Annotated in this window: 18 protein-coding genes; 5 read left to right on the forward strand and 13 right to left on the reverse strand. The window is 72.3% G+C overall.

Features of this window, described 5'->3' with window-relative positions; all coding sequences use genetic code 11:
- Positions 1–46 precede the first annotated feature (46 nt).
- From purT to Q6348_RS01785, 3 genes are read right to left on the reverse strand one after another with little or no spacing between them, the layout of a single operon-like run.
- Positions 47–1282, reverse strand: coding sequence for a formate-dependent phosphoribosylglycinamide formyltransferase (gene purT, locus Q6348_RS01775; RefSeq protein ID WP_304599615.1), 1236 nt, complete (start codon positions 1280–1282; stop codon positions 47–49).
- The gene (locus Q6348_RS01780; protein ID WP_304599616.1) at positions 1279–2535 is read right to left on the reverse strand and encodes an ABC transporter permease; all 1257 of its coding nucleotides are present in this window, start codon (positions 2533–2535) and stop codon (positions 1279–1281) included. Before Q6348_RS01780 ends, purT begins: the two co-directional genes overlap by 4 nt.
- Complete coding sequence (locus Q6348_RS01785) at positions 2532–3428, reverse strand: ABC transporter ATP-binding protein (RefSeq protein ID WP_350339633.1); 897 nt, start codon at positions 3426–3428, stop codon at positions 2532–2534. The genes Q6348_RS01780 and Q6348_RS01785 overlap by 4 nt, the downstream gene beginning before the upstream one ends.
- 138 nt (positions 3429–3566) lie before the next feature.
- On the opposite strand from Q6348_RS01785, the gene Q6348_RS01790 reads away from it, so the two are divergent.
- From Q6348_RS01790 to Q6348_RS01800, 3 genes are read left to right on the forward strand one after another with little or no spacing between them, the layout of a single operon-like run.
- A complete protein-coding gene (locus Q6348_RS01790) occupies positions 3567–4325 on the forward strand; it encodes a DedA family protein (RefSeq protein WP_304599617.1) in 759 nt (252 codons plus the stop codon).
- Positions 4326–4340: 15 nt separating this feature from the next.
- Positions 4341–5123 (forward strand): HAD-IIA family hydrolase, encoded by a 783-nt coding sequence (locus Q6348_RS01795; protein ID WP_304599618.1) that lies wholly within the window; start codon positions 4341–4343, stop codon positions 5121–5123.
- A 56-nt stretch (positions 5124–5179) separates the two neighbouring features.
- The gene (locus Q6348_RS01800; RefSeq protein WP_304599619.1) at positions 5180–5950 is read left to right on the forward strand and encodes a YwiC-like family protein; all 771 of its coding nucleotides are present in this window, start codon (positions 5180–5182) and stop codon (positions 5948–5950) included.
- Positions 5951–5959: 9 nt separating this feature from the next.
- Here the strand turns inward: Q6348_RS01800 and Q6348_RS01805 are convergent, their stop codons facing one another.
- The 7 genes from Q6348_RS01805 to Q6348_RS01835 all read right to left on the reverse strand — a co-directional run bounded on the left by Q6348_RS01805 (position 5960) and on the right by Q6348_RS01835 (position 11008).
- Positions 5960–6535: a LemA family protein gene (locus Q6348_RS01805; protein ID WP_304599620.1), complete on the reverse strand. Its 576-nt coding sequence runs from the start codon at positions 6533–6535 to the stop codon at positions 5960–5962.
- Positions 6523–7326: a type III secretion system chaperone family protein gene (locus Q6348_RS01810; protein WP_304599621.1), complete on the reverse strand. Its 804-nt coding sequence runs from the start codon at positions 7324–7326 to the stop codon at positions 6523–6525. The genes Q6348_RS01805 and Q6348_RS01810 overlap by 13 nt, the downstream gene beginning before the upstream one ends.
- Positions 7327–7367: 41 nt before the next feature.
- Positions 7368–8135 (reverse strand): ABC transporter permease, encoded by a 768-nt coding sequence (locus Q6348_RS01815; RefSeq protein ID WP_304599622.1) that lies wholly within the window; start codon positions 8133–8135, stop codon positions 7368–7370.
- Positions 8132–9019 (reverse strand): ABC transporter ATP-binding protein, encoded by an 888-nt coding sequence (locus tag Q6348_RS01820; protein WP_304599623.1) that lies wholly within the window; start codon positions 9017–9019, stop codon positions 8132–8134. The genes Q6348_RS01815 and Q6348_RS01820 overlap by 4 nt, the downstream gene beginning before the upstream one ends.
- Complete coding sequence (locus Q6348_RS01825; protein WP_304599624.1) at positions 9016–9420, reverse strand: GntR family transcriptional regulator; 405 nt, start codon at positions 9418–9420, stop codon at positions 9016–9018. Before Q6348_RS01825 ends, Q6348_RS01820 begins: the two co-directional genes overlap by 4 nt.
- A 235-nt stretch (positions 9421–9655) precedes the next feature.
- On the reverse strand, positions 9656–10216 hold the full coding sequence (pyrE, locus tag Q6348_RS01830; RefSeq protein ID WP_304599625.1) for an orotate phosphoribosyltransferase: 561 nt from the start codon (positions 10214–10216) through the stop codon (positions 9656–9658).
- Between the two features lie 9 nt (positions 10217–10225).
- Positions 10226–11008 (reverse strand): SDR family NAD(P)-dependent oxidoreductase, encoded by a 783-nt coding sequence (locus Q6348_RS01835; RefSeq protein ID WP_304599626.1) that lies wholly within the window; start codon positions 11006–11008, stop codon positions 10226–10228.
- A gap of 71 nt (positions 11009–11079) precedes the next feature.
- Between Q6348_RS01835 and Q6348_RS01840 the strand changes: the two genes are divergently transcribed.
- Both Q6348_RS01840 and Q6348_RS01845 read left to right on the forward strand, forming a co-directional pair.
- Positions 11080–11874 carry an exodeoxyribonuclease III gene (locus Q6348_RS01840; RefSeq protein WP_304599627.1) on the forward strand — a complete coding sequence of 265 codons (795 nt, stop codon included), beginning with the start codon at positions 11080–11082 and terminating at the stop codon, positions 11872–11874.
- Positions 11871–12677, forward strand: coding sequence for a hypothetical protein (locus tag Q6348_RS01845; protein WP_304599628.1), 807 nt, complete (start codon positions 11871–11873; stop codon positions 12675–12677). Before Q6348_RS01840 ends, Q6348_RS01845 begins: the two co-directional genes overlap by 4 nt.
- 12 nt (positions 12678–12689) lie before the next feature.
- Here the strand turns inward: Q6348_RS01845 and Q6348_RS01850 are convergent, their stop codons facing one another.
- From Q6348_RS01850 to clpB, 3 genes are all read right to left on the reverse strand, one after another.
- Entirely contained in the window at positions 12690–15188 is a 2499-nt protein-coding gene (locus Q6348_RS01850) for a glycoside hydrolase family 65 protein (RefSeq protein WP_304599629.1), read from the reverse strand.
- Positions 15185–15946: an HAD family hydrolase gene (locus Q6348_RS01855; protein WP_304599630.1), complete on the reverse strand. Its 762-nt coding sequence runs from the start codon at positions 15944–15946 to the stop codon at positions 15185–15187. Before Q6348_RS01855 ends, Q6348_RS01850 begins: the two co-directional genes overlap by 4 nt.
- Before the next feature lie 68 nt (positions 15947–16014).
- Positions 16015–18618 (reverse strand): ATP-dependent chaperone ClpB, encoded by a 2604-nt coding sequence (gene clpB, locus Q6348_RS01860; protein WP_304599631.1) that lies wholly within the window; start codon positions 18616–18618, stop codon positions 16015–16017.
- Positions 18619–18697: the final 79 nt, after the last annotated feature.

Here is an 18697-nt window from a genome sequence, read left to right on the forward strand (position 1 = left end):
GGTGGCAGTCGGCTCGGTTCGCCAACGCCCCACGGAGCAGATGCCCTCAGCCGAGGGTGACGGTCAGCGCCTCGGCGGCCGCGACCGCGCGGGCCCGCGCCTCGGCCACGTCCGCTCCCCGCGCCAGGGTGACGGCGACCCGACGACGCCCACGCACCTCCGGCTTCCCGAACAGCCGGAGCTGGGCAGTGGGCACCGCGAGCGCCGCGTCCACCCCGGAGAACGCCGGCACGCCGTACCCCTCCGCGAGCACCGCGCACGACGCCGCCGCCCCTTGCGCGGGGCCGCCGATGCGCAGCACCTCGCCCACCGGCAGGCCGAGGACCGCGCGGGCGTGCAGCGCGAACTCGGACAGGTCCTGGGACACCAACGTGACCAGGCCGGTGTCGTGCGGTCGCGGGGACACCTCGGAGAACAGCACCTGGTCCCCCACCACGAACAGCTCGACGCCGAACACCCCCCACCCGCCCAACGCCTGCGTCACCGTCCGCGCGACGTCCTGGGCCCGGGCCAGCACGCCGTCCGGCAGCACGGCGGGCTGCCAGGACTCGCGGTAGTCGCCGTCGCTCTGGACGTGCCCGATCGGCTCGCAGAACGAGGTCCCGCCGGTGTGACGCACGGTCAGCAGCGTGATCTCCGAGTCGAACTCGACGAGCTCCTCGACGATCACCCGCACCGAGGCGTCCGGATCCGCCGTGACACGTCCCGCGGTGCGGGCGTGCCGCCAGGCGTCGTCGAGCTGGTCGGGCCGGCGCACCACCGACTGCCCCTTGCCCGACGAGCTCATGACGGGCTTGACCACGCACGGCAGACCGAGCGCGTTCGCGGCGGCGTGCAGCTCCTCGCGGCTGTCCGCGAACCGATACGCCGACGTCGGCAGTCCGAGCTCCTCACCGACGAGCCGCCGGATGCCTTCACGGTCCATGGTGAGCTGGGTGGCCCGCGCGGTCGGCACCACGCGCGTGCCAGGCCGGGCGACCTCGTCGAGCACGTCGGTGGCGATCGCCTCGATCTCCGGAACGACCAGGTGGGGGCGCTCCAGCGCCACCACGCGCCGCAGCGCGTCGCCATCCAGCATGTCGACGACGTGCGCCCGGTGCGCGACCTGCATCGCCGGCGTGTTCGGGTAGCGGTCCGCGACGACGACCTCGACACCGAGCCGCTGCAGCTCGATGGCCACCTCCTTGCCGAGCTCCCCGCCGCCCAGGAGCAACGCGCGCGTGGCCCCCGGGCTCAACGGGGTCCCGATGCCTCCGTCGGTGGGGGGTGTCGGCTCGCTCATCGGCCCGCCCGCCAGGCCTGCATCGCCTTGAGCCGGGACGAGGTGTGCAGCAGCGAGCCCTCGTACAGCCGGGCCCCCACCAGCACGAAGACCACCCCGGTGAGCAGCACCACCGACGCGGAGACCACCGGCTCCCACGCCGCGGCGTTCCCGAGCACCACACGCGCCGGCATCAGCAGCGGCGCGGTGAACGGCACGTAGGACAGCACTCGCTGGACGGGCCCAGGCTCCATCGCGAACAGCGCCGCGAAGAACGGCACGATGACCAGCACCTGCATCACCACGGTGGTGGCCTGCAGGTCCTCGATGCGGGACGCGAGCGAGCCCGCCACGGCCCACAGGCACGCGAGCATCACGAACCCGAGCAGGAAGAACGCGACGAACCAGCCGGATGCGCCCAGCACCTGGCTGACGACCTGCCCCTGCCCGGCGAGGGTCGCCCCCGCGAGGCCGGCGCCCAGGATCACCACGATCTGCCCGAGCGCCATCACGGTGTTGCCCAGGACCTTCCCGGTCAGCAGCCATCGCACCGGCAGCGCTGCGACCAACAGCTCGATCACGCGGGACTGCTTCTCCTCGACGACGCTCTGCGCGATCGACATCCCGAAGGTCAGGACGGAGAGGTAGAACAGGAACGCGAAGACCAGCACCAGGAGCTGCGGCGGGACCTCACCGGTCGGGTTCGCGTCCAGCAGCACGGTCACGGGCATCGCAGGGCTGGTCAGTGCGGTGACCTGGTCCGGCGAGAGCCCGGCCCGTGTCGCTGCGTCCGACACCTGGATCTCGCTCGCCGCCGCGCGGACCAGCACGTCGAGCTCGCTGGGTACGCCCTGGGCCCCCAGCATCGTCAGGTGGGCCAGGTCCGCCCCCACCAGCGCGGCGTCCACGTCGTGGTTCCTCACCAGGGTGTCGACCGAACCGTCCTGAGTCACCTCCACGGTCGAGATGTCCGCCGAGGGCAGGCCGCCCTCACCGAACACCGCGAGGGCGGGCGGCAGCGACGTCCCGGACTCCTGAGCCTGGCGCCCGAGCTCGGCGGCGCGCTCGACCACCTGTGCCGCGGCGGCCCCCTGCACGGCCACCCGCACCGACGGCACGCGTTGCTGGATGAGCACCGGGATCAGAGTCGCCGCGGTCACCAGCACGAGCATGAACACCGTGGAGCCGATGAACGCCCTGTCCCGCAGCTTCACGGAGATCTCGCGGCCGGCGATCACCCGGATCGCCTGCCAGGCGGACAGCGCGTCGTTCACCGGACCACCTCGCGGAAGATCTCCGCCAGCGTCGGCCGGACCACCGCGAACTCGCGCAGCACGCCCTGCGCCTGGACGGTGGACAGCAGCGCCTGGTCGTCGACGCTGTCGTCCAGCTCGACCAGGACGGTGTCGGCGTCACCGCGCACGACGGTGACTCCGGTGATGCCGCCGACCAGGTCCGCCACGGGCGAGGCGCCTTCGACCTGGATGCGGTAGCGGCGCCCGCTGCGACGCGCGCGGACGTCGTCAGCCGACCCCATGCTGACCACCCGGCCGTCGCTGATGATCACCACGTCGTCGCACAGCTGCTCGACCAGCTCGAGCTGGTGGGAGCTGAACAGCACCGGCACGCCCGCCGCGGCGTGCGAGCGCAACAGGTCGCCCATCGCGTCGATGGCCAGCGGGTCCAGACCGGAGAACGGCTCGTCCAGGACCAGGAGCCGTGGTTCGTGCAGCACCGCCGCCGCCACCTGCACGCGCTGCTGGTTGCCCAGGGACAGCGTCTGGAGCGGGTCGTGGCTGCGCTCGGCGAGTCCGAGCTGGTCGAGCAGGCCCGCAGCCCGCTCCGAGGCAGCCGCGCGGGACATGCCGTGCACCCGCCCCAGGTGGACCAGCTGGTCGAGCACGCGCATCCGGGGGTACAGGCCACGCTCCTCCGGCATGTAACCGAAGGTGCGACGCACCTCACGCGTCAGCGGCCGCCCGTCGAACGTGACCTCGCCGGACGTGGGCGCCAGCACGCCCATGATGATCCGCATGGCGGTCGTCTTCCCCGCACCGTTCGCGCCGACGAAGCCGGTCATCCGTCCAGGCCGCACGGTGAAGGACACGTCGTCCAGCGCTCGCCGTTCGTCGTACGTGCGGGTCACGTGCTCCAGGGCGAGCACCATCGACGTCCTCCCTCGGGTTTCGCCGCCGCCTGCGACTCACGACCCTATCGAGGCGGGTCCGCGCTCGGCAGGGGACGTTCACGCGGACGACACAGCGCCGACCCGCCGTTCCCACAGGTGGCCCCGTAGGCTTGCCCGGTGATCTCGACTCAGCTGGCCGGCGCCCTGGCGGCGGGACCCGTGGCGACCCTCGGACCCGACTGGCTCAACGCGCAGACGCTCATCGAGCGGTTCGGCGCCTACGCGCTCATCGGCGTGGTCATCGTGGTGTTCATCGAGACGGGCCTGCTGTTCCCGCTCCTGCCCGGCGACTCGCTGCTGTTCACCGCCGGTGCCCTCGTCGCCCAGGACGAGCTGCACTTCCCGCTGTGGCTGCTGTGCCTGATGGTCTTCGCGGCCGCGTTCGCCGGAGACCAGAACGCCTACTGGATCGGGCGCCGGCTCGGGCCGAAGGTGTTCAACCGACCCGACTCACGGTTCTTCCGTCGCGAGCACATCGACGAGACGTACCGGTACTTCGACCGGTACGGCGGCATGACGGTGATCATCGCCCGCTTCGTGCCGTTCGTGCGCACCTACGCCTCGGTCGCCGCCGGGGTCGGCCGGATGCACTACCGGAGGTTCGTGACCTTCGACCTGGTGGGCGCCCTGCTGTGGGGCGTCGGCGTGACGATGCTCGGCTACCTGCTGGGCAACATCACCTTCGTCAAGGACCACATCGAGCTGCTGCTCGTGGGGATCGTCGCGCTCTCGGTCGTCCCGGTCGCCATCGGCTGGCTCCGGGCCTGGCGGAACCGGCGCTCCGGAGCGCCGGAGGAGGTCGACCGCTACGAGGACCCCGCGGAGCGGCGCCGGGTGGAGCGCGAGGACATCCGCACCGAGGTGCAGGACGGCTGAACCGAGGAGGACCCGATGACGGACCGCGAGATCCACTCGTGGCTCACCGACATGGACGGCGTGCTGGTGCACGAGGGCGCCGCGCTGCCAGGCGCCGCGGAGTTCATCCGGGCGTTGCGTGACGCCGGCCGACCGTTCCTCATCCTGACGAACAACTCGATCTACACGCCGCGGGACCTGCGCGCCCGCCTGCACGGCGCAGGGCTGGACGTGCCCGAGGACGCCATCTGGACGTCGGCGCTGGCCACCGCGACGTTCCTGGCGGAGCAGGAGCCCGGAGGATCGGCCTACGCGATCGGGGAGGCGGGGCTGACCACGGCGCTGCACGAGGCGGGCTACACGCTGACCGAGTCCGATCCGGACTACGTCGTGCTGGGCGAGACCAGGACGTACTCGTTCGAGGCGCTGACCAAGGCGATCCGGCTGGTGCAGGCCGGCGCGAAGTTCATCGGCACCAACCCGGACGTCACGGGCCCGTCGGCCGAAGGCGACCTGCCGGCCACCGGTGCGGTCGCCGCGATGATCAGCGCGGCTGCCGGTCGCAAGCCTTACTACGTCGGCAAGCCGAACCCGATGATGTTCCGTTCCGCCCTGAACCGGATCGAGGCCCACTCGGAGACCACCGCCATGGTCGGCGACCGGATGGACACCGACATCGTCGCGGGCATCGAGGCGGGCCTGCAGACCTTCCTGGTGCTGTCCGGCTCCACCCGACGCGAGGACCTGGACCGCTTCCCGTTCCGGCCGAACCACGTGGTGGACTCCGTCGCAGACCTGGTGGACCGGGCCGCGCAGTGAGGCCGTCGGCGGCCGCCCCGACGGGACGCCCGGCACGCCGACGCTCCCCGGGCTGGGTGCCACAGCAGCACGGCGCCTGGGCGATGCTCGTGGTGCCGCTGGCGGCGGGCGTCGTGCTGGCCGGGCCACATCCCTGGCACGTGCTGCTCGCGCTCGCCTGGCTGGTGGGCTACCTGGCGTTCCAGGCCGGTGGTCTGCTCCTCAAGGCCAGGGGCCGGGCCCGCTACCGCCGCCCGGTGCAGGTGTACGGCTCTGTGGCCGCGCTGCTCGTCGTGGCGCTCGTCGCGGTGCGACCGACGCTGGCGTGGTGGGCAGCGGCGTACACCCCGCTGCTCACCGTCGGCCTCGTGTCCGCCTGGCGCCGCGCCGAGCGGTCGTGGTGGAACGACGCGGCGACGGTGTCCGCCGCGTGTCTGCTCGCCGCCGTCGCCCACACCCCGGCGTCGGTCGCGGCGCCTCCCGGGCCGCTGGCCCTGGTCGGCGGGTCCGTGGGCGCCTGGCAGGCCGTCGGCCTGCTGGCGCTGTACTTCTTGGGCACGGTCGCCTACGTCAAGACGATGATCCGCGAGCGCGGCAACCGCGCGGTGCTCGCCGGATCGTTGGTGTGGCACGTGCTGGCCGTGCCGGTGGCGGCCGTGCTCCTGGCGGCGGACGGACCGGGTCGGCTGAGCCCTACGGTCACGGTGCCGACGCTCGCGCTCTTCGCCCTGCTCGCGGCGCGCGCCGCGGTCGTCCCGCGTCGGTGGCCGCACGCGACCCCGATGGCGATCGGTCTGGGCGAGATCGCGGCGAGCGCAGCGCTGACTGCGCTCCTGGTCGTCGCCTGACGCCTGGGCTCAGGCGCCGAAGTCGACCTGCGGTGCCCGACGCACCGCGGGGTCGGTGACCTCGAAGTACTCGGCCCGCGTGAACGCGAACATGCCCGCGATGACGTTCGCGGGGAAGCTCTCGACCTTGGTGTTCAGGGCGCGGACGTTGGCGTTGTAGAACCGCCGGCCGGCCGCGATGCGGTCCTCGGTGGTGGACAGCTCGGTCTGCAGCTGGGAGAAGTTCTCGCTCGCGCGCAGCACCGGGTAGTTCTCGGCGACGGCGAACAGCCGCCCGAGGGCCGACGTCAGTGCGTTCTCCTGGGCCGCCTGCTCGGCCACCCCGGAGCCGGGAGCCGCCGCGAGCGCGCGGGCCTGGGTGACCTCGTCGAACACGCCGCGCTCGTGCGCCGCGTAGCCCTTGACGGTCTCCACCAGGTTCGGGATGAGGTCGTGCCGCCGGTGCAGCTCGACGTCGATCTGACGCCAGGACTCCTGGACGAGGTTCCGCAGCCGGACGAGACCGTTGTACGTCGCGACCGCCCACAGCCCGACGACCAGGGCGACGACGAGCAGGACGGTGAGGACGATGATCAGGGCTTCCATGTCTCTCCGAGGTCGGTGCGGATCGATGCTGGATCGTAGCCGTGGTCGAGCCAGACGTACCGAGGAATTCCGTCGATCAGGGCCCGCATCACACCGAGCCGGGACGCCAGGGCGGCGGTGTCCGGCAACCCCTGGCTCCAGCACAGCAGGTCACTGCCCTCGATGCGCAGGTTCAGCCCGACCGCGTCCGGGCGCACGAGCCGCTCGAGGGTGCGTGGGTGGAGCACGTCGTGGGCGAACTTCGCGTCGCGCGCCTCCACCCGCCACGCGGCGTTGAAGTCCTCGGACTCGAACTCGAGGTCCTGGCCGCCGAAGGTCGTCACGATGCGGGCGCCGAGGCCCTGGTGGGTGAGCTGCAGTCCCGGCAGCCACGTCGGCATGCCCATCGTGACCACCCAGTACGTGTGGGTCCTGCGGTTCTTGCCCGACCCGGTGGTGTACCGGTACGCGAAGGACGACGCGGGGCGCTCGCCGTAGGCGCCGGCGATCAGCTCGCCGACCCGGCGCGAGCGTCCCTCGCCGAAGGGCGCACGCTGCCAGCGTGCCGGCAGGCCCGGGTCCGTGCCGTAGTACGTCCAGCCGATCCTGGCCGCCCATGCCCGCGTCGCCTTCTCGCGCTGCCGGCCGTACCACCAGCCGAAGACAGCACCGGCACCGACGACCGCCACGAGCAGCACGTACACCAGCGCCGACCCGCCCGTGCTGCCGGAGAGCGCACCGGCGAGCACGAGCAGAGCACCGGTCGACAGGGCGACGACGGGCGTGACGGCGGCGAGGCGGCGGTCGGGCACCTTCCGGTCATCGGCAGGTGCCCGACGGGCCATGAGCGGCGTCAGGTCCGCGGCGTGGCACGGCGCAGCAGGAGGTATCCCAGAGCTCCGCACAGGACCGCGACCGGCAGGGTCCAGCTGACGACGGTTGCGGGCTCGTGCGTCGACAGGTAGCGACCCAGCGGCGCCCAGGAGCTCGTCACACCCATCAGCCACGCCGCACCGATCAGCAGCAGGGCGGTGAGGAAGAAGAACGCGTAGAGCCCCGTCGCCTTCCACCGCACCCACACCGCCGCGGCAACCGTCCCGATCATCGCGAGCAGCAGCCCGACGACGGTGTTGAGGTACCAGAGCTGCCACGCCGGCAGGTCGGCCAGGAACCACGGCGCGAAGAAGCGCCCACCCAGACCCCAGCCGTCGGTGAGCCGTTCGACCTGGGCGAGCACGGCGATCCCGGCGGCGTACATCACGGCGAGCAGTCCCAGGTACGCGACGGTGCCGAGGTAGTAGTCCCGGCGCGTCATCCCCAGGCCCAGGGCGAAGCGGAAGGTCAGGCTCATCGCCTGGACGGCCATCACCAGCAGGAAGACCAGCACCCAGGTCACGCCACCGTTGTAGTCGAAGGCGTCGGCGTCCAGGTTCTGCTTGCCGCCCGCAGCGGTCGCCACGATGTACCAGATGGCGAGGTTCAGGCCGAAGACGCCGGCGAACACGAGCCACGGCGTGATGAGCGTGGGCCACGGGTTGGCCACGTGCAGCCGGATGGCGTTGCCGAGCCGCCGGGGCAAGGGCGGTGCCGGGACCGCAGCGGGAAGTGCGACGACGGTCACGATGCGACCTCCTGACGGGCGGTGCCGCGCGTGCGGCCGATGACGAGCTGCTGCAGGGAGACGGGCCCGACCTCGAGCCCGGCCGCCGCGGCGGCGGCCCGCTCGGACGGGGTGAGCCCCGTGACGGTGACCGAGGCGAATGCGCCCACGACGTCGGTCTGGAGCACGTCGCGGCCTCGCGCGAACTGCTCGACGTCCGCCTGCCTGCCGGAGACCGTGGTGGCCGAGCCGCGCAGGTCCTCGGCGGCGGCGTCGATGATGAGGCGCCCCTCGTCGATCACCAGGACGTGCTCGAGCAGGTCCGCCACCTCGTCGATCAGGTGCGTGGACAAGACGATCGTGCGCGGGTGCTCGGCGTAGTCCGCGAGCAGGCGGTCGTAGAACGCCCGGCGCGCGACGGCGTCCAGGCCGGCGTACGGCTCGTCGAAGATCGTCAGCTCGGCGCGCGACGCGAGGCCGACGACGACGCCGATCGCCGAGGCCTGGCCCCGGGACATCTTCTTCATCCGGCGGTCCAGCGGTACGCGGAACTCGGCGACGAGGTCGCGGGCGAGCGCGCCGTCCCAGTGCGGGAACACCCACGACGCGACGCGCAGGACGTGCTCGCCCTTGAAGCCGTCGGGATAGGTCTGGGACTCCTTGATGAAGCAGGTGCGGCTCAGGACGGCAGCGTTCTCCAGCGGGGGCTGACCGAACAGCCGGATCGTGCCGGACGTGACGAACTCCTGGCCGGTGATGAGCTGCATGAGGGTCGTCTTCCCGGCGCCGTTGCGGCCCAGCAGGCCCGTGATGGCGTGCTCGCGCACGACGAACGAGACGTCGTCCACGGCGGCCAACGAGCCGTAGCGCTTGGTGAGGTCCGAGACCTCGACGATGGCGGTCATCGACCGGCCTCCTTGTCGGTGGTGCGCCACCGCTGGGCGGCGAGCGCCGGGACTGCCTGGCGGCGGATCATCGCCGCAAGCTCATCGGAACCGATGCCGAGCTTGGCGGCCTCGGCGACGAGCGGACGCACGTACTGCTCGCTGAACGCTTCGCGGCGCTGGTCGAGCAGTCGCGAGCGCGCGCCGTCGGCCACGAACATCCCGATGCCTCGCTGCTTGAAGAGCAGACCGGCGTCGACGAGCCGGGTGATGCCCTTGAGTGCGGTCGCTGGGTTGATCCGGTGGAAGGCGGCGAGCTCGTTGATCGACGGCACCTGGGCTCCCTCGGGCATCGCGCCGTCGATGATCTGGTTCTCGATCAGCTCGGCGACCTGAAGGAAGATCGGGCGCTCGTCGTCCATCGGCCCTCCTGGTTCATTGGTTATCTACTGATGTAACTAACCAACCAGCCCCGGCCCGCCCTGTCAACCCCCACCCCCGCCGAACGGCGCACCTTCAGGCGAGAGGTGCACCTGGAGGCACACCCCTCGCCTGGAAGTGCGCCCCTCGGGCGGGCTCGCAGGGCGAGGTCGCACGGGCGGGCGGGGCGGCCGCGCAGGGCGGCCGGGTGGGGCGGGGCGAGGTGGGGCGGGGCGGTCAGGCCAGGCCGAGGTCGCTCAGGCCGAAGAGGGAGAGGTAGGGCAGGCCCTCGGACTCGATGCGCTCGCGGGCCCCGGTCGCACGGTCCACGATGACCGCGACGGCGACCACCTGCGCTCCGGCCTCGCGCAGCGCGTCCACGGCCGTCATCACCGAGCCCCCGGTGGTGGAGGTGTCCTCCACGGCCACCACCCGCCGTCCGGCGACGTCCGGGCCCTCGATGCGGCGCTGCATGCCGTGCGCCTTGCCCTCCTTGCGCACGACGAAGGCGTCCACGTCCACCCCGCGGGAGGCGGCGGCGTGCAGCACGGCGGTCGCCACGGGGTCCGCCCCCAGAGTCAGACCACCGACGGCGTCGATCTCACCGGGACCGAACCCCTGCTCCTCGAGCAGGTCCAGCATCAGGTGGCCGACCAACGGCGCCGCGCCGTGGTGCAGCGTCACGCGGCGCAGGTCGACGTAGTAGTCGGCTTCCTTGCCCGAGGCGAGCGTGACCCGACCGCGCACCACGGCAAGCTCGGAGATCAGGGCCTGGAGCTGCTCGCGTGGCGTTGGCATGCGACCAGGCTAGTAGGACTCCTCGGCCAGGGTCGCGGCGCCGCTGAGGTCGGACAGCCGCCGGATCGCCGCACGCGGCAGCAACCTCGCGACCTCGGAGATCACCCCGTAGCGCAGGCTCGGCGTGGAGATCACCGCCCCGCGGCGCACGTCGGCCAGAGCCGCGGCGACGACGTCGTCGGCGTTCAACCAGGCGAGCTCGGGGAACCGGCTGCGGTCCACGCCCGCCCGCTCGTGGAACTCCGTGTGGGTCAGACCGGGGCACAGCGCAGTCGCCGTGACCCCCGTCCCGCGCAGCTCGACGGCGAGCCCCTCGGTGAACACCCGGACCCAAGCCTTGTGCGCCGAGTACGGACCGGCGGTGGTCAGGGCGGCGACGGAGGACACGTTGAGGATCGCGCCGCGGCCGCGCTCGGTCATCGCAGACGCCGCTGCGTGCGACAGCACCAGGACCGCCCGCACCATGACGTCCAGCGCCTGCTCGTGGAACGCGAGGTCCGAGCCCACGAAGCTGTCACCGGTGCTGTACCCGGCGTTGTTGACCAGCAGACCGACGGGGCGCTCGTCCTGGCGCAGCCGGTCCGCCACCCGCTCGACGTCCTCGCGGCGGGAGAGGTCGGCCGGGAGCACCTCGGCGCGGACGCCTGCGGCGGCGTTCAGCTGGCCGGCCAACCTCTCCAGGCGCTCCGCGTCCCGGGCGACCAGCACGACGTCGTGCCGTGCGGTGGCGAGCTGCCATGCGAACTCCAGGCCCAGCCCCGCGCTGGCCCCGGTGACGAGTGCGGTACCCATGGCGCCAGCGTAGGCGCCCGACGGCCGGATCGCGGCCGAAGGCGCGGGCGTGCCGGGGTAGCGTGCAGGCCATGCGGATCGCGACGTGGAACGTCAACTCCGTCCGGGCGAGAGCCGACCGGGTGGTCGCCTGGCTGGAACGGACCGGGACCGACGTGCTCGCGATCCAGGAGACCAAGTGCGCGGACGACAAGTTCCCGTACAGCGTGTTCGAGGCGGCGGGCTACGAGGTCGCCCACACCGGCTTCCACCAGTGGAACGGCGTCGCGGTGCTGTCCCGCGTCGGGCTGGCCGACGTCGAGCCCGCGTTCCCCGGACAGCCGGGCTACGGCGACGAGCCGGCGATCGAGGCCCGCGCTCTGGGGGCGACGTGCGACGGCGTGCGCATCTGGAGCCTGTACGTGCCGCACGGTCGCTCGCCGGACCACCCCCACTACACCTACAAGCTGCGCTGGCTGGAGCAGCTGCGCACCGCGGCCGCAGCGTGGCACGACGCGGACCCGCAGGCGCAGATCGCGCTGCTGGGCGACTGGAACGTGATCCCGCTGGACACCGACGTCTACGACGTCGCTGACTTCGCGGGCCATACGCATGTCACCCCGGCCGAGCGCGAGGCGTTCTTCGCCTTCGAGCAGGCCGGGTACACCGAGGTCAGTCGGGTGCACGTGCCGGCCGAGCACACCTACACCTACTGGGACTACCAGCAGCTGGCGTTCCCCAAGAACCGCGGCCTGCGCATCGACTTCGCGTATGCGAGCCCTGCCCTCGCGGCACGGGTGGAAGGCGTGCGCATCGACCGCGAGGAGCGCAAGGGCAAGGGTGCGTCCGACCACGTGCCGGTGATCCTCGACCTGGAGAACCGATGACCGAGGGACCCCGCGAGGACCGCGAAGACGCCCCCGACCAGGCCAGGCCGGACGCCGACCCGGACCGGCCTGCGGGGGCCGGACCGGGAGAGCCCGCGGGGTCCGCCGTGCCCGAGAGGCCGTGGGCGTCCCCCGGCTGGACACCACCCGGCGCACGGCCACCGCGGCCCGGCCCGTACCAGGCACCCCAGTACCCACCACCCCAGTACCAAGGACCCCAGTACCAAGGACCCCAGGGCAGCGTCACCCCACCGCCCGGCTACCCGCAGCCCTACTACGGACCGGGGTGGCGGGGACCGGTCACCCCGCCCCCGCGGCGCCGCAACACCGCCGGGACCGTCCTGGTGGTCCTGGCCGGGGTGGCCGCCGCGGTCCTCGTGGTCGGCGGCGTGATCGGCACACGCTACTGGCTCGAGACCAGGCCCCTGGGCACCGTGGACCACGCCATGACGGTGCACGCCGGCCGGCTGGGCACCGGCCACTGCCTCGCGGAGCTGCCGCAGGACGGGACTGTGAGCTCGGTGCGTGTCGTGCCGTGCAGTGAGCCGCACGTCGCCGAGGTCGTGGGCTCGCGCCCGATCGGCGGCTCGGCGTGGCCGGGCAGGGGGCAGGTCACGGACGAGCTCGTCGCGTGGTGCGAGATGGACACGGCCGAGGCGAAGCTCGGGCTCCGGCCCGTGATCTGGGAGCCGACCCGGCAGGGCTGGGCTCAGGGCGACCGGAGCGGGCTGTGCCTGGCGTGGTCGCCGGACGGCGCGATCACGGGCTCGTTCGTGGCGGGCGACCAGGTCGCGAAGGACTGACGCCCCGACTGCTCAGCGGTTCCGGCCGGTGTGGTGCGGCACGGACGCAGTGATCACCGTCCCGTCGGCGCGCAGCGTCCCGCGGAGCGCCGTCGCCTCGGGCACACCGCCGATCCTGGGTCCCTGGTCGCGCAGCGCCACGGTCACCGGGTGCACGGGCGTCACGGTGACGCGGCTCCCGAGCACCGCCACGGTGATCTGCTCGCCGTCCTCCACCGCGAGGTCCATGGTCTCCTGGCGCACCGTCACGCGCAGGCGCGTCCCCCGCAGCGTGACCCGGAACGTCAGGGACGGCCACGACATCGGCAGCCTGGGGGCGAAGGTCAGCTCCTCACCGTGGTGCCGCATCCCGCCGAAGCCGTAGACCAGGGCGCTCCACACCCCGCCCGCGGATGCGACGTGGACGCCGTCGGCGGTGTTGCCGTGCAGGTCGGCGAGGTCCACGAACAACGAGTCGTGGAAGTACCGCAGCGCGAGCTCGTGGTAGCCGACCTCCGCCGCGATGATCGACTGCACGACCCCGGACAGGGTCGAGTCCCCTGTCGTGATGCCGTCGTAGTAGTCGAAGTCCGCGCGCTTCTCCTCGAGCGTGAAGTGCTCGCCCTGGAGGAACAGCGCCAGCACGACGTCCGCCTGCTTGAGCACCTGGAACCGGTAGATCACCAACGGGTGGTAGTGCAGCAGCAGCGGCAGACGCTCCGGGGGCGTGGCCGGCAGGTCCCAGACCTCCCGCTCGAGGAAGAGCGAGTCCTGAGGGTGGATGCCTAGCCGCTCGTCGTACGGGATCGCCATCGCGTCCGCGGCGCGGCGCCACTCGAGGACCTCGTCCGCGGTCAGGCCCAGGCGCTCCACCATGCGCTCGTAGTGCACGGGCCACCGGGCGGCGACCTCGCCGACGGCGTCCGCGGCCCGCCACAGGTTGAAGCGCGCCATGACGTTGGTGAACAGGTTGTCGTTGACGACGGTCGTGTACTCGTCCGGGCCCGTCACGCCGTGGATGTGGAACGAGTCCTCACCGTTGCCGCGCCAGAAACCCAGGTCGGCCCACATCCGTGCGGTCTCCACCAGGATGTCCACCGCCTCCCGGGCCAGGAACTCCTCGTCACCGGTGGCCTTGACGTAGGTGCTCACGGCGTAGGAGATGTCCGCGTTGATGTGGTACTGCGCGGTGCCGGCCGCATAGTAGGCCGACGCCTCCTCGCCGTTGATGGTCCGCCACGGGTACAGCGCACCCCGGGTGGTGAGCTCCGCGGCCCGCCGGCGCGCCGACGGCAGCATCGTGCGACGGAACCGCAGTGCGTTGCGCGCGAAGCCGGGTGACGTGTACACGAGATAGGGCACCACGTAGACCTCGGTGTCCCAGAAGTAATGGCCGCCGTAACCCGAGCCGCTGACGCCCTTGGCGGCGATGCCCTGTCCCTCGGCGCGGGCCGCTGCCTGGGCGATCGCGAACAGGCACCAGCGGATCGCCTGCTGGATCTCCGGCTGGTCCTCGACCTCCACGTCCGACCGGGCCCAGTAGTCGCCCAGCCAGCCCTGCTGGTCGATGAGCTGCTGCTCGACGCCTTCGCTGCGGACCCGGTCCAGCGTGCGGCGCACCCGGGTGATGAGCTCCGCGGGCGGCTCGCTGCGCGAGGAGTGGTAGGACACGACCTTGCTCACCGTGATCGGCATGCCCGGCTCGGCGTGCACCCGGAAGATGTGCCGGGACAGGTCCGGAGCGACCTCGTACTTCACCTCGTAGGCGTTGCCCGTCTCGATGAGGTGGTCGGCCCCGACGGCCAACGTCATCCCGGAGTCCTCGCACCGGTAGCCCAGAAGCACCCGCTCCTCGTCGCCCCAGCTCACCTCGGGGTGCAGGACCCGGCCCGTGAACTCCTCGGCGCGGCGCGGGTCACGCAGCCCGTCGCCGTCGGCCTCGTGGTACGCCTCGCCGTTGGCGCGGTTGACCACCTTCGCCGCGATCGTGATCGGCACCTGCTGGTCGAGCGAGGTCACCTCGTAGGTGAGGATCGCGAGGTGACGTTGGACGAAGGACACCATCCGCTGGGTACGGACCAGGACGCGGTTGCCACTGGGCGTGCGCCACAGCAGCTCCCGCCGCAGGACGCCGTCGGCGAAGTCCAGGGTGCGCTGGTACGAGACCAGGTCGGCGACGGAGAGCACCATCGGTTCGTCGTCGACGTAGAGCTCGAAGATCGTCGCATCCGGCGCGGAGACGATGGTCTGGCCGACCTGCGCGAACCCGTACGCCTGCTCCGCGTGGCGGATCCGCCACGTCTCGTGGACGCCGTTGACGAACGTGCCGTGATGCTCTGCGTCGCGCCCCTCCTCGAACGTGCCGCGGATGCCCAGGTAGCCGTTCCCCACGGCGAAGAGCGTCTCCGTCGTCCCCAGGTCGCCGTCGGAGAAGAACTCCTCGGTCAGTCGCCACGGATCGACGGGGAACCGGGTGCGGTCCAGGTAGCTGGGCATGGCGCTGCCCGCCGCGTGGGTGCCCCGCCGCCTCATGGCAGCAGCTCCGCGAGGTCGGCGACCACCAGGTCCGCTCCGGCGTCGCGGAGGGCGTCGTGGCCCACGCCACGGTCCACCCCGATCACCAGACCGAAGTCCCCGGCGCGTCCGGCCGCGACGCCCGAGACCGCGTCCTCGACCACGACCGCGCGCTGGACGGGGACGCCGAGGTCGCGGGCGGCCTGCACGTAGGTGTCGGGCCGCGGCTTGCCGGGCAGCCCGTCGGCCGCGGCACGGACACCGTCGACGACGACCGTGAACCGGTCCGCCAGGTCGGCCGCGGCGAGCACCGTGCGCGTGTTGCGCGAGCTGGAGACCACCGCCACCCGCGTGCCGCCGGCGACCAGGGCGTCGAGCCATGCCACCGAGCCGGGATACGGCTGCACGCCGTCCGTGGCGAGGATCCGGTTGACCTCGGCGTCCTTGAGGTTGCCCAGTCCGCACACCGTGGGCGTCCCCGGCTCGTCGGACGGGTCGCCCTCGGGGATCCGGACGTCCCGCGAGGCGAGGCACTCCCGCACCCCCTCGTAGCGCGGGCGGCCGTCGACGTGGGCGAAGTAGTCCTCGTCCGTGTACTGCGGCGTGATCCCGTGCTCGCTGAAGTAGCCCGTGAACAGCTCCCGCCACGCGCGCTTGTGGATCTCGACGGTCGGGGTGAGGACCCCGTCGAGGTCGAAGAGGACCGCGTCGTAGCGGTCGGGGTCGAAGGTGGCCGGGTCGCGCTCGGACGGGTCGGCCGGGGGGGTCTCGCGCATGGTCCCGACGCTAGCGCCGGGCGGGCAGGCGCGCCCGGGACACCGTCGGCTTGTCGCCCTCGGTCACGTCAGGCGACGCCGAGGACCAGCCCACCCGCATCGGCGTCGGCGTTGACGTCCACCTCGACCGTGGCGCCGTCCGGCACCGCACCGGCCAGCAGCAAGCTCGCCAGGCGGTCGCCGATCTCGCGCTGGACGAGCCGTCGCATGGGGCGCGCACCGTAGGCCGGGTCGTACCCCTCGATCGCGAGCCACTCGCGCGCGGCGTCGGTGACCTCCAGGGCCAGGCGCCGGTCGGCCAACCGGCCGGCCAGGTGCCGCAGCTGCAGGTCCACGATCTGCCCGAGCTCCGCCAGGCTCAGCGAGTCGAACAGCACGACGTCGTCGAGGCGGTTGAGGAACTCCGGCTTGAACGCCGCGCGCACCGCGGACATCACCGCGTCGCGCTTCGCGTCGTCGCTCATGGTGGGGTCCACCAGGAACTGCGAGCCGAGGTTCGAGGTCAGCACCAGGATGACGTTGCGGAAGTCGACCGTGCGGCCCTGACCGTCGGTCAGCCGCCCGTCGTCGAGCACCTGCAGCAGGATGTCGAACACCTCGGGGTGGGCCTTCTCGATCTCGTCGAGCAGCACGACCGCGTACGGACGCCGCCGGACGGCCTCGGTGAGCTGGCCGCCCTCCTCGTAGCCGACGTACCCCGGGGGCGCGCCGACGAGCCGGGCGACGGTGTGCTTCTCCGAGTACTCCGACATGTCGAGGCGCACCATGGCGCGCTCGTCGTCGAACAGGAAGTCCGCCAGGGACTTCGCGAGCTCGGTCTTGCCGACGCCGGTGGGCCCGAGGAACAGGAACGAGCCGGTGGGCCGGTCGGGGTCGGAGATGCCGGCCCGCGCCCGGCGCACCGCGTCGGACACGGTCTGCACGGCCGAGGACTGGCCGATCAGGCGTGCACCGATGACCTCCTCCATCCGCAGCAGCTTGGCGGTCTCGCCCTCGAGGAGGCGTCCGGTGGGGATGCCGGTCCATGCGGAGACGACCTCCGCGATCTCGTCCGGGCCCACCTTCTCCGCGATCATGGGCTCGGCCTCTGAGGCGCCGTCGCGCTCGCTCTGGGCGGCCTCGGCCTCCGCGATCTGCCGCTCGACGGCCGGGATCTCGCCGTACCGCAGCCGTGAGGCCGTCTCGTAGTCGCCCTCGCGGTAGTTCTTCTCGTACTGCGTCCGCAGCTCGTCCAGACGCACACGCAGGTCGCCCAGCCGGCTCGAGCCGGCCCGCTCGGCCTCCCAGCGCGCGGTGAGGCCCGAGAGCTCCTCGCGCCGGTCGGCCAGCTCGGCGCGAAGCCTGGACAGGCGTTCGGCCGACGCGGGGTCGTCCGCCCCGGACTCCGCCAGGTAGGACTCCTCCATCTCCAGCCGGGTCACGGCGCGCTGGAGAGCATCGATCTCCTCCGGCGAGGAGTCCATCTCCATGCGCAGCCGCGAGGCGGCCTCGTCGACGAGGTCGATCGCCTTGTCCGGCAGCTGCCGGCCGGTGATGTACCGGTCGGACAACGTCGCCGCGGCGACCAGGGCGGCGTCCGAGATCGTCACCTTGTGGTGCGCCTCGTACTTGGGCGCGATCCCGCGCAGGATGGCGACGGTGTCCTCCACGCTCGGCTCGCCGACGAACACCTGCTGGAAGCGGCGCTCGAGGGCCGGGTCCTTCTCGATCCGCTCGCGGAACTCGTCCAGCGTGGTCGCGCCGACCAGCCGCAGCTCGCCGCGGGCCAGCATGGGCTTGAGCATGTTGCCCGCGTCCATCGAGCCCTCCGCGGCGCCGGCCCCGACCACGGTGTGCAGCTCGTCGATGAAGGTGACGACCTGGCCGTCGGAGTCCTTGATCTCGTTGAGCACGGCCTTGAGTCGCTCCTCGAACTCACCGCGGTACTTCGCGCCGGCCACCATCGACGCGAGGTCCAGGGCGATGAGGCGCTTGTCGCGCAGCGAGTCCGGCACGTCGCCGTCGACGATGCGCTGGGCCAGACCCTCCACGACGGCGGTCTTGCCGACGCCTGGCTCGCCGATCAGCACCGGGTTGTTCTTGGTGCGCCGGGACAGCACCTGGACGACGCGGCGGATCTCCGCGTCCCGGCCGATCACGGGGTCGAGCTTGCCCTCGCGGGCAGCGGCGGTGAGGTCGACGCCGTACTGCTCGAGGGCCTTGTAGGTCCCCTCGGGGTCCTGGGACGTGACCCGGGCAGAACCGCGCACCGTGGGCAGCGCCGCAGCCAGGGCGTCCCGCGTGGCACCGACGCCGCGCAGCGCCTCGGCGGCCGAGGACTGGCCGGCGGCGATGCCCAGGAGCAGGTGCTCCGTGGAGACGTACTCGTCGCCCAGCGCCTGAGCCTCGCTGCCCGCGACGGACAACGCCGCGCTCGTCGCCCGCGCGACGCTGGGCTGCGCGGTCGAACCGCTCGCCGACGGCAGCGCGGCGAGCGTCGCCTCGAGGCGCTTGACGAGCGCGGCACGGTCCACGCCGACGGCGTCGAGGAGCCCCACAGCCACGCCGCCATGCTGGTCCAGCAGAGCGGTCAGCACGTGCACCGGCTCCAGCTGGGGGTGGCCCGCCGCGCCTGCAGCCTGCAGGGCCGCGGCCAGGGCCTCGGTCGACTTGGTGGTGAACTTCGGGTCCATCGGCGCTCCTGTGTCGGGTCCTGCTCACGCAACGCACTGCGAAGTTGAGTCTATTCCACTCAACTCTTGGGTGAGCGCC

Origin of the sequence: Actinotalea lenta (genome assembly GCF_030586465.1) — a bacterium.
Lineage (GTDB): Bacteria > Actinomycetota > Actinomycetes > Actinomycetales > Cellulomonadaceae > Actinotalea > Actinotalea lenta.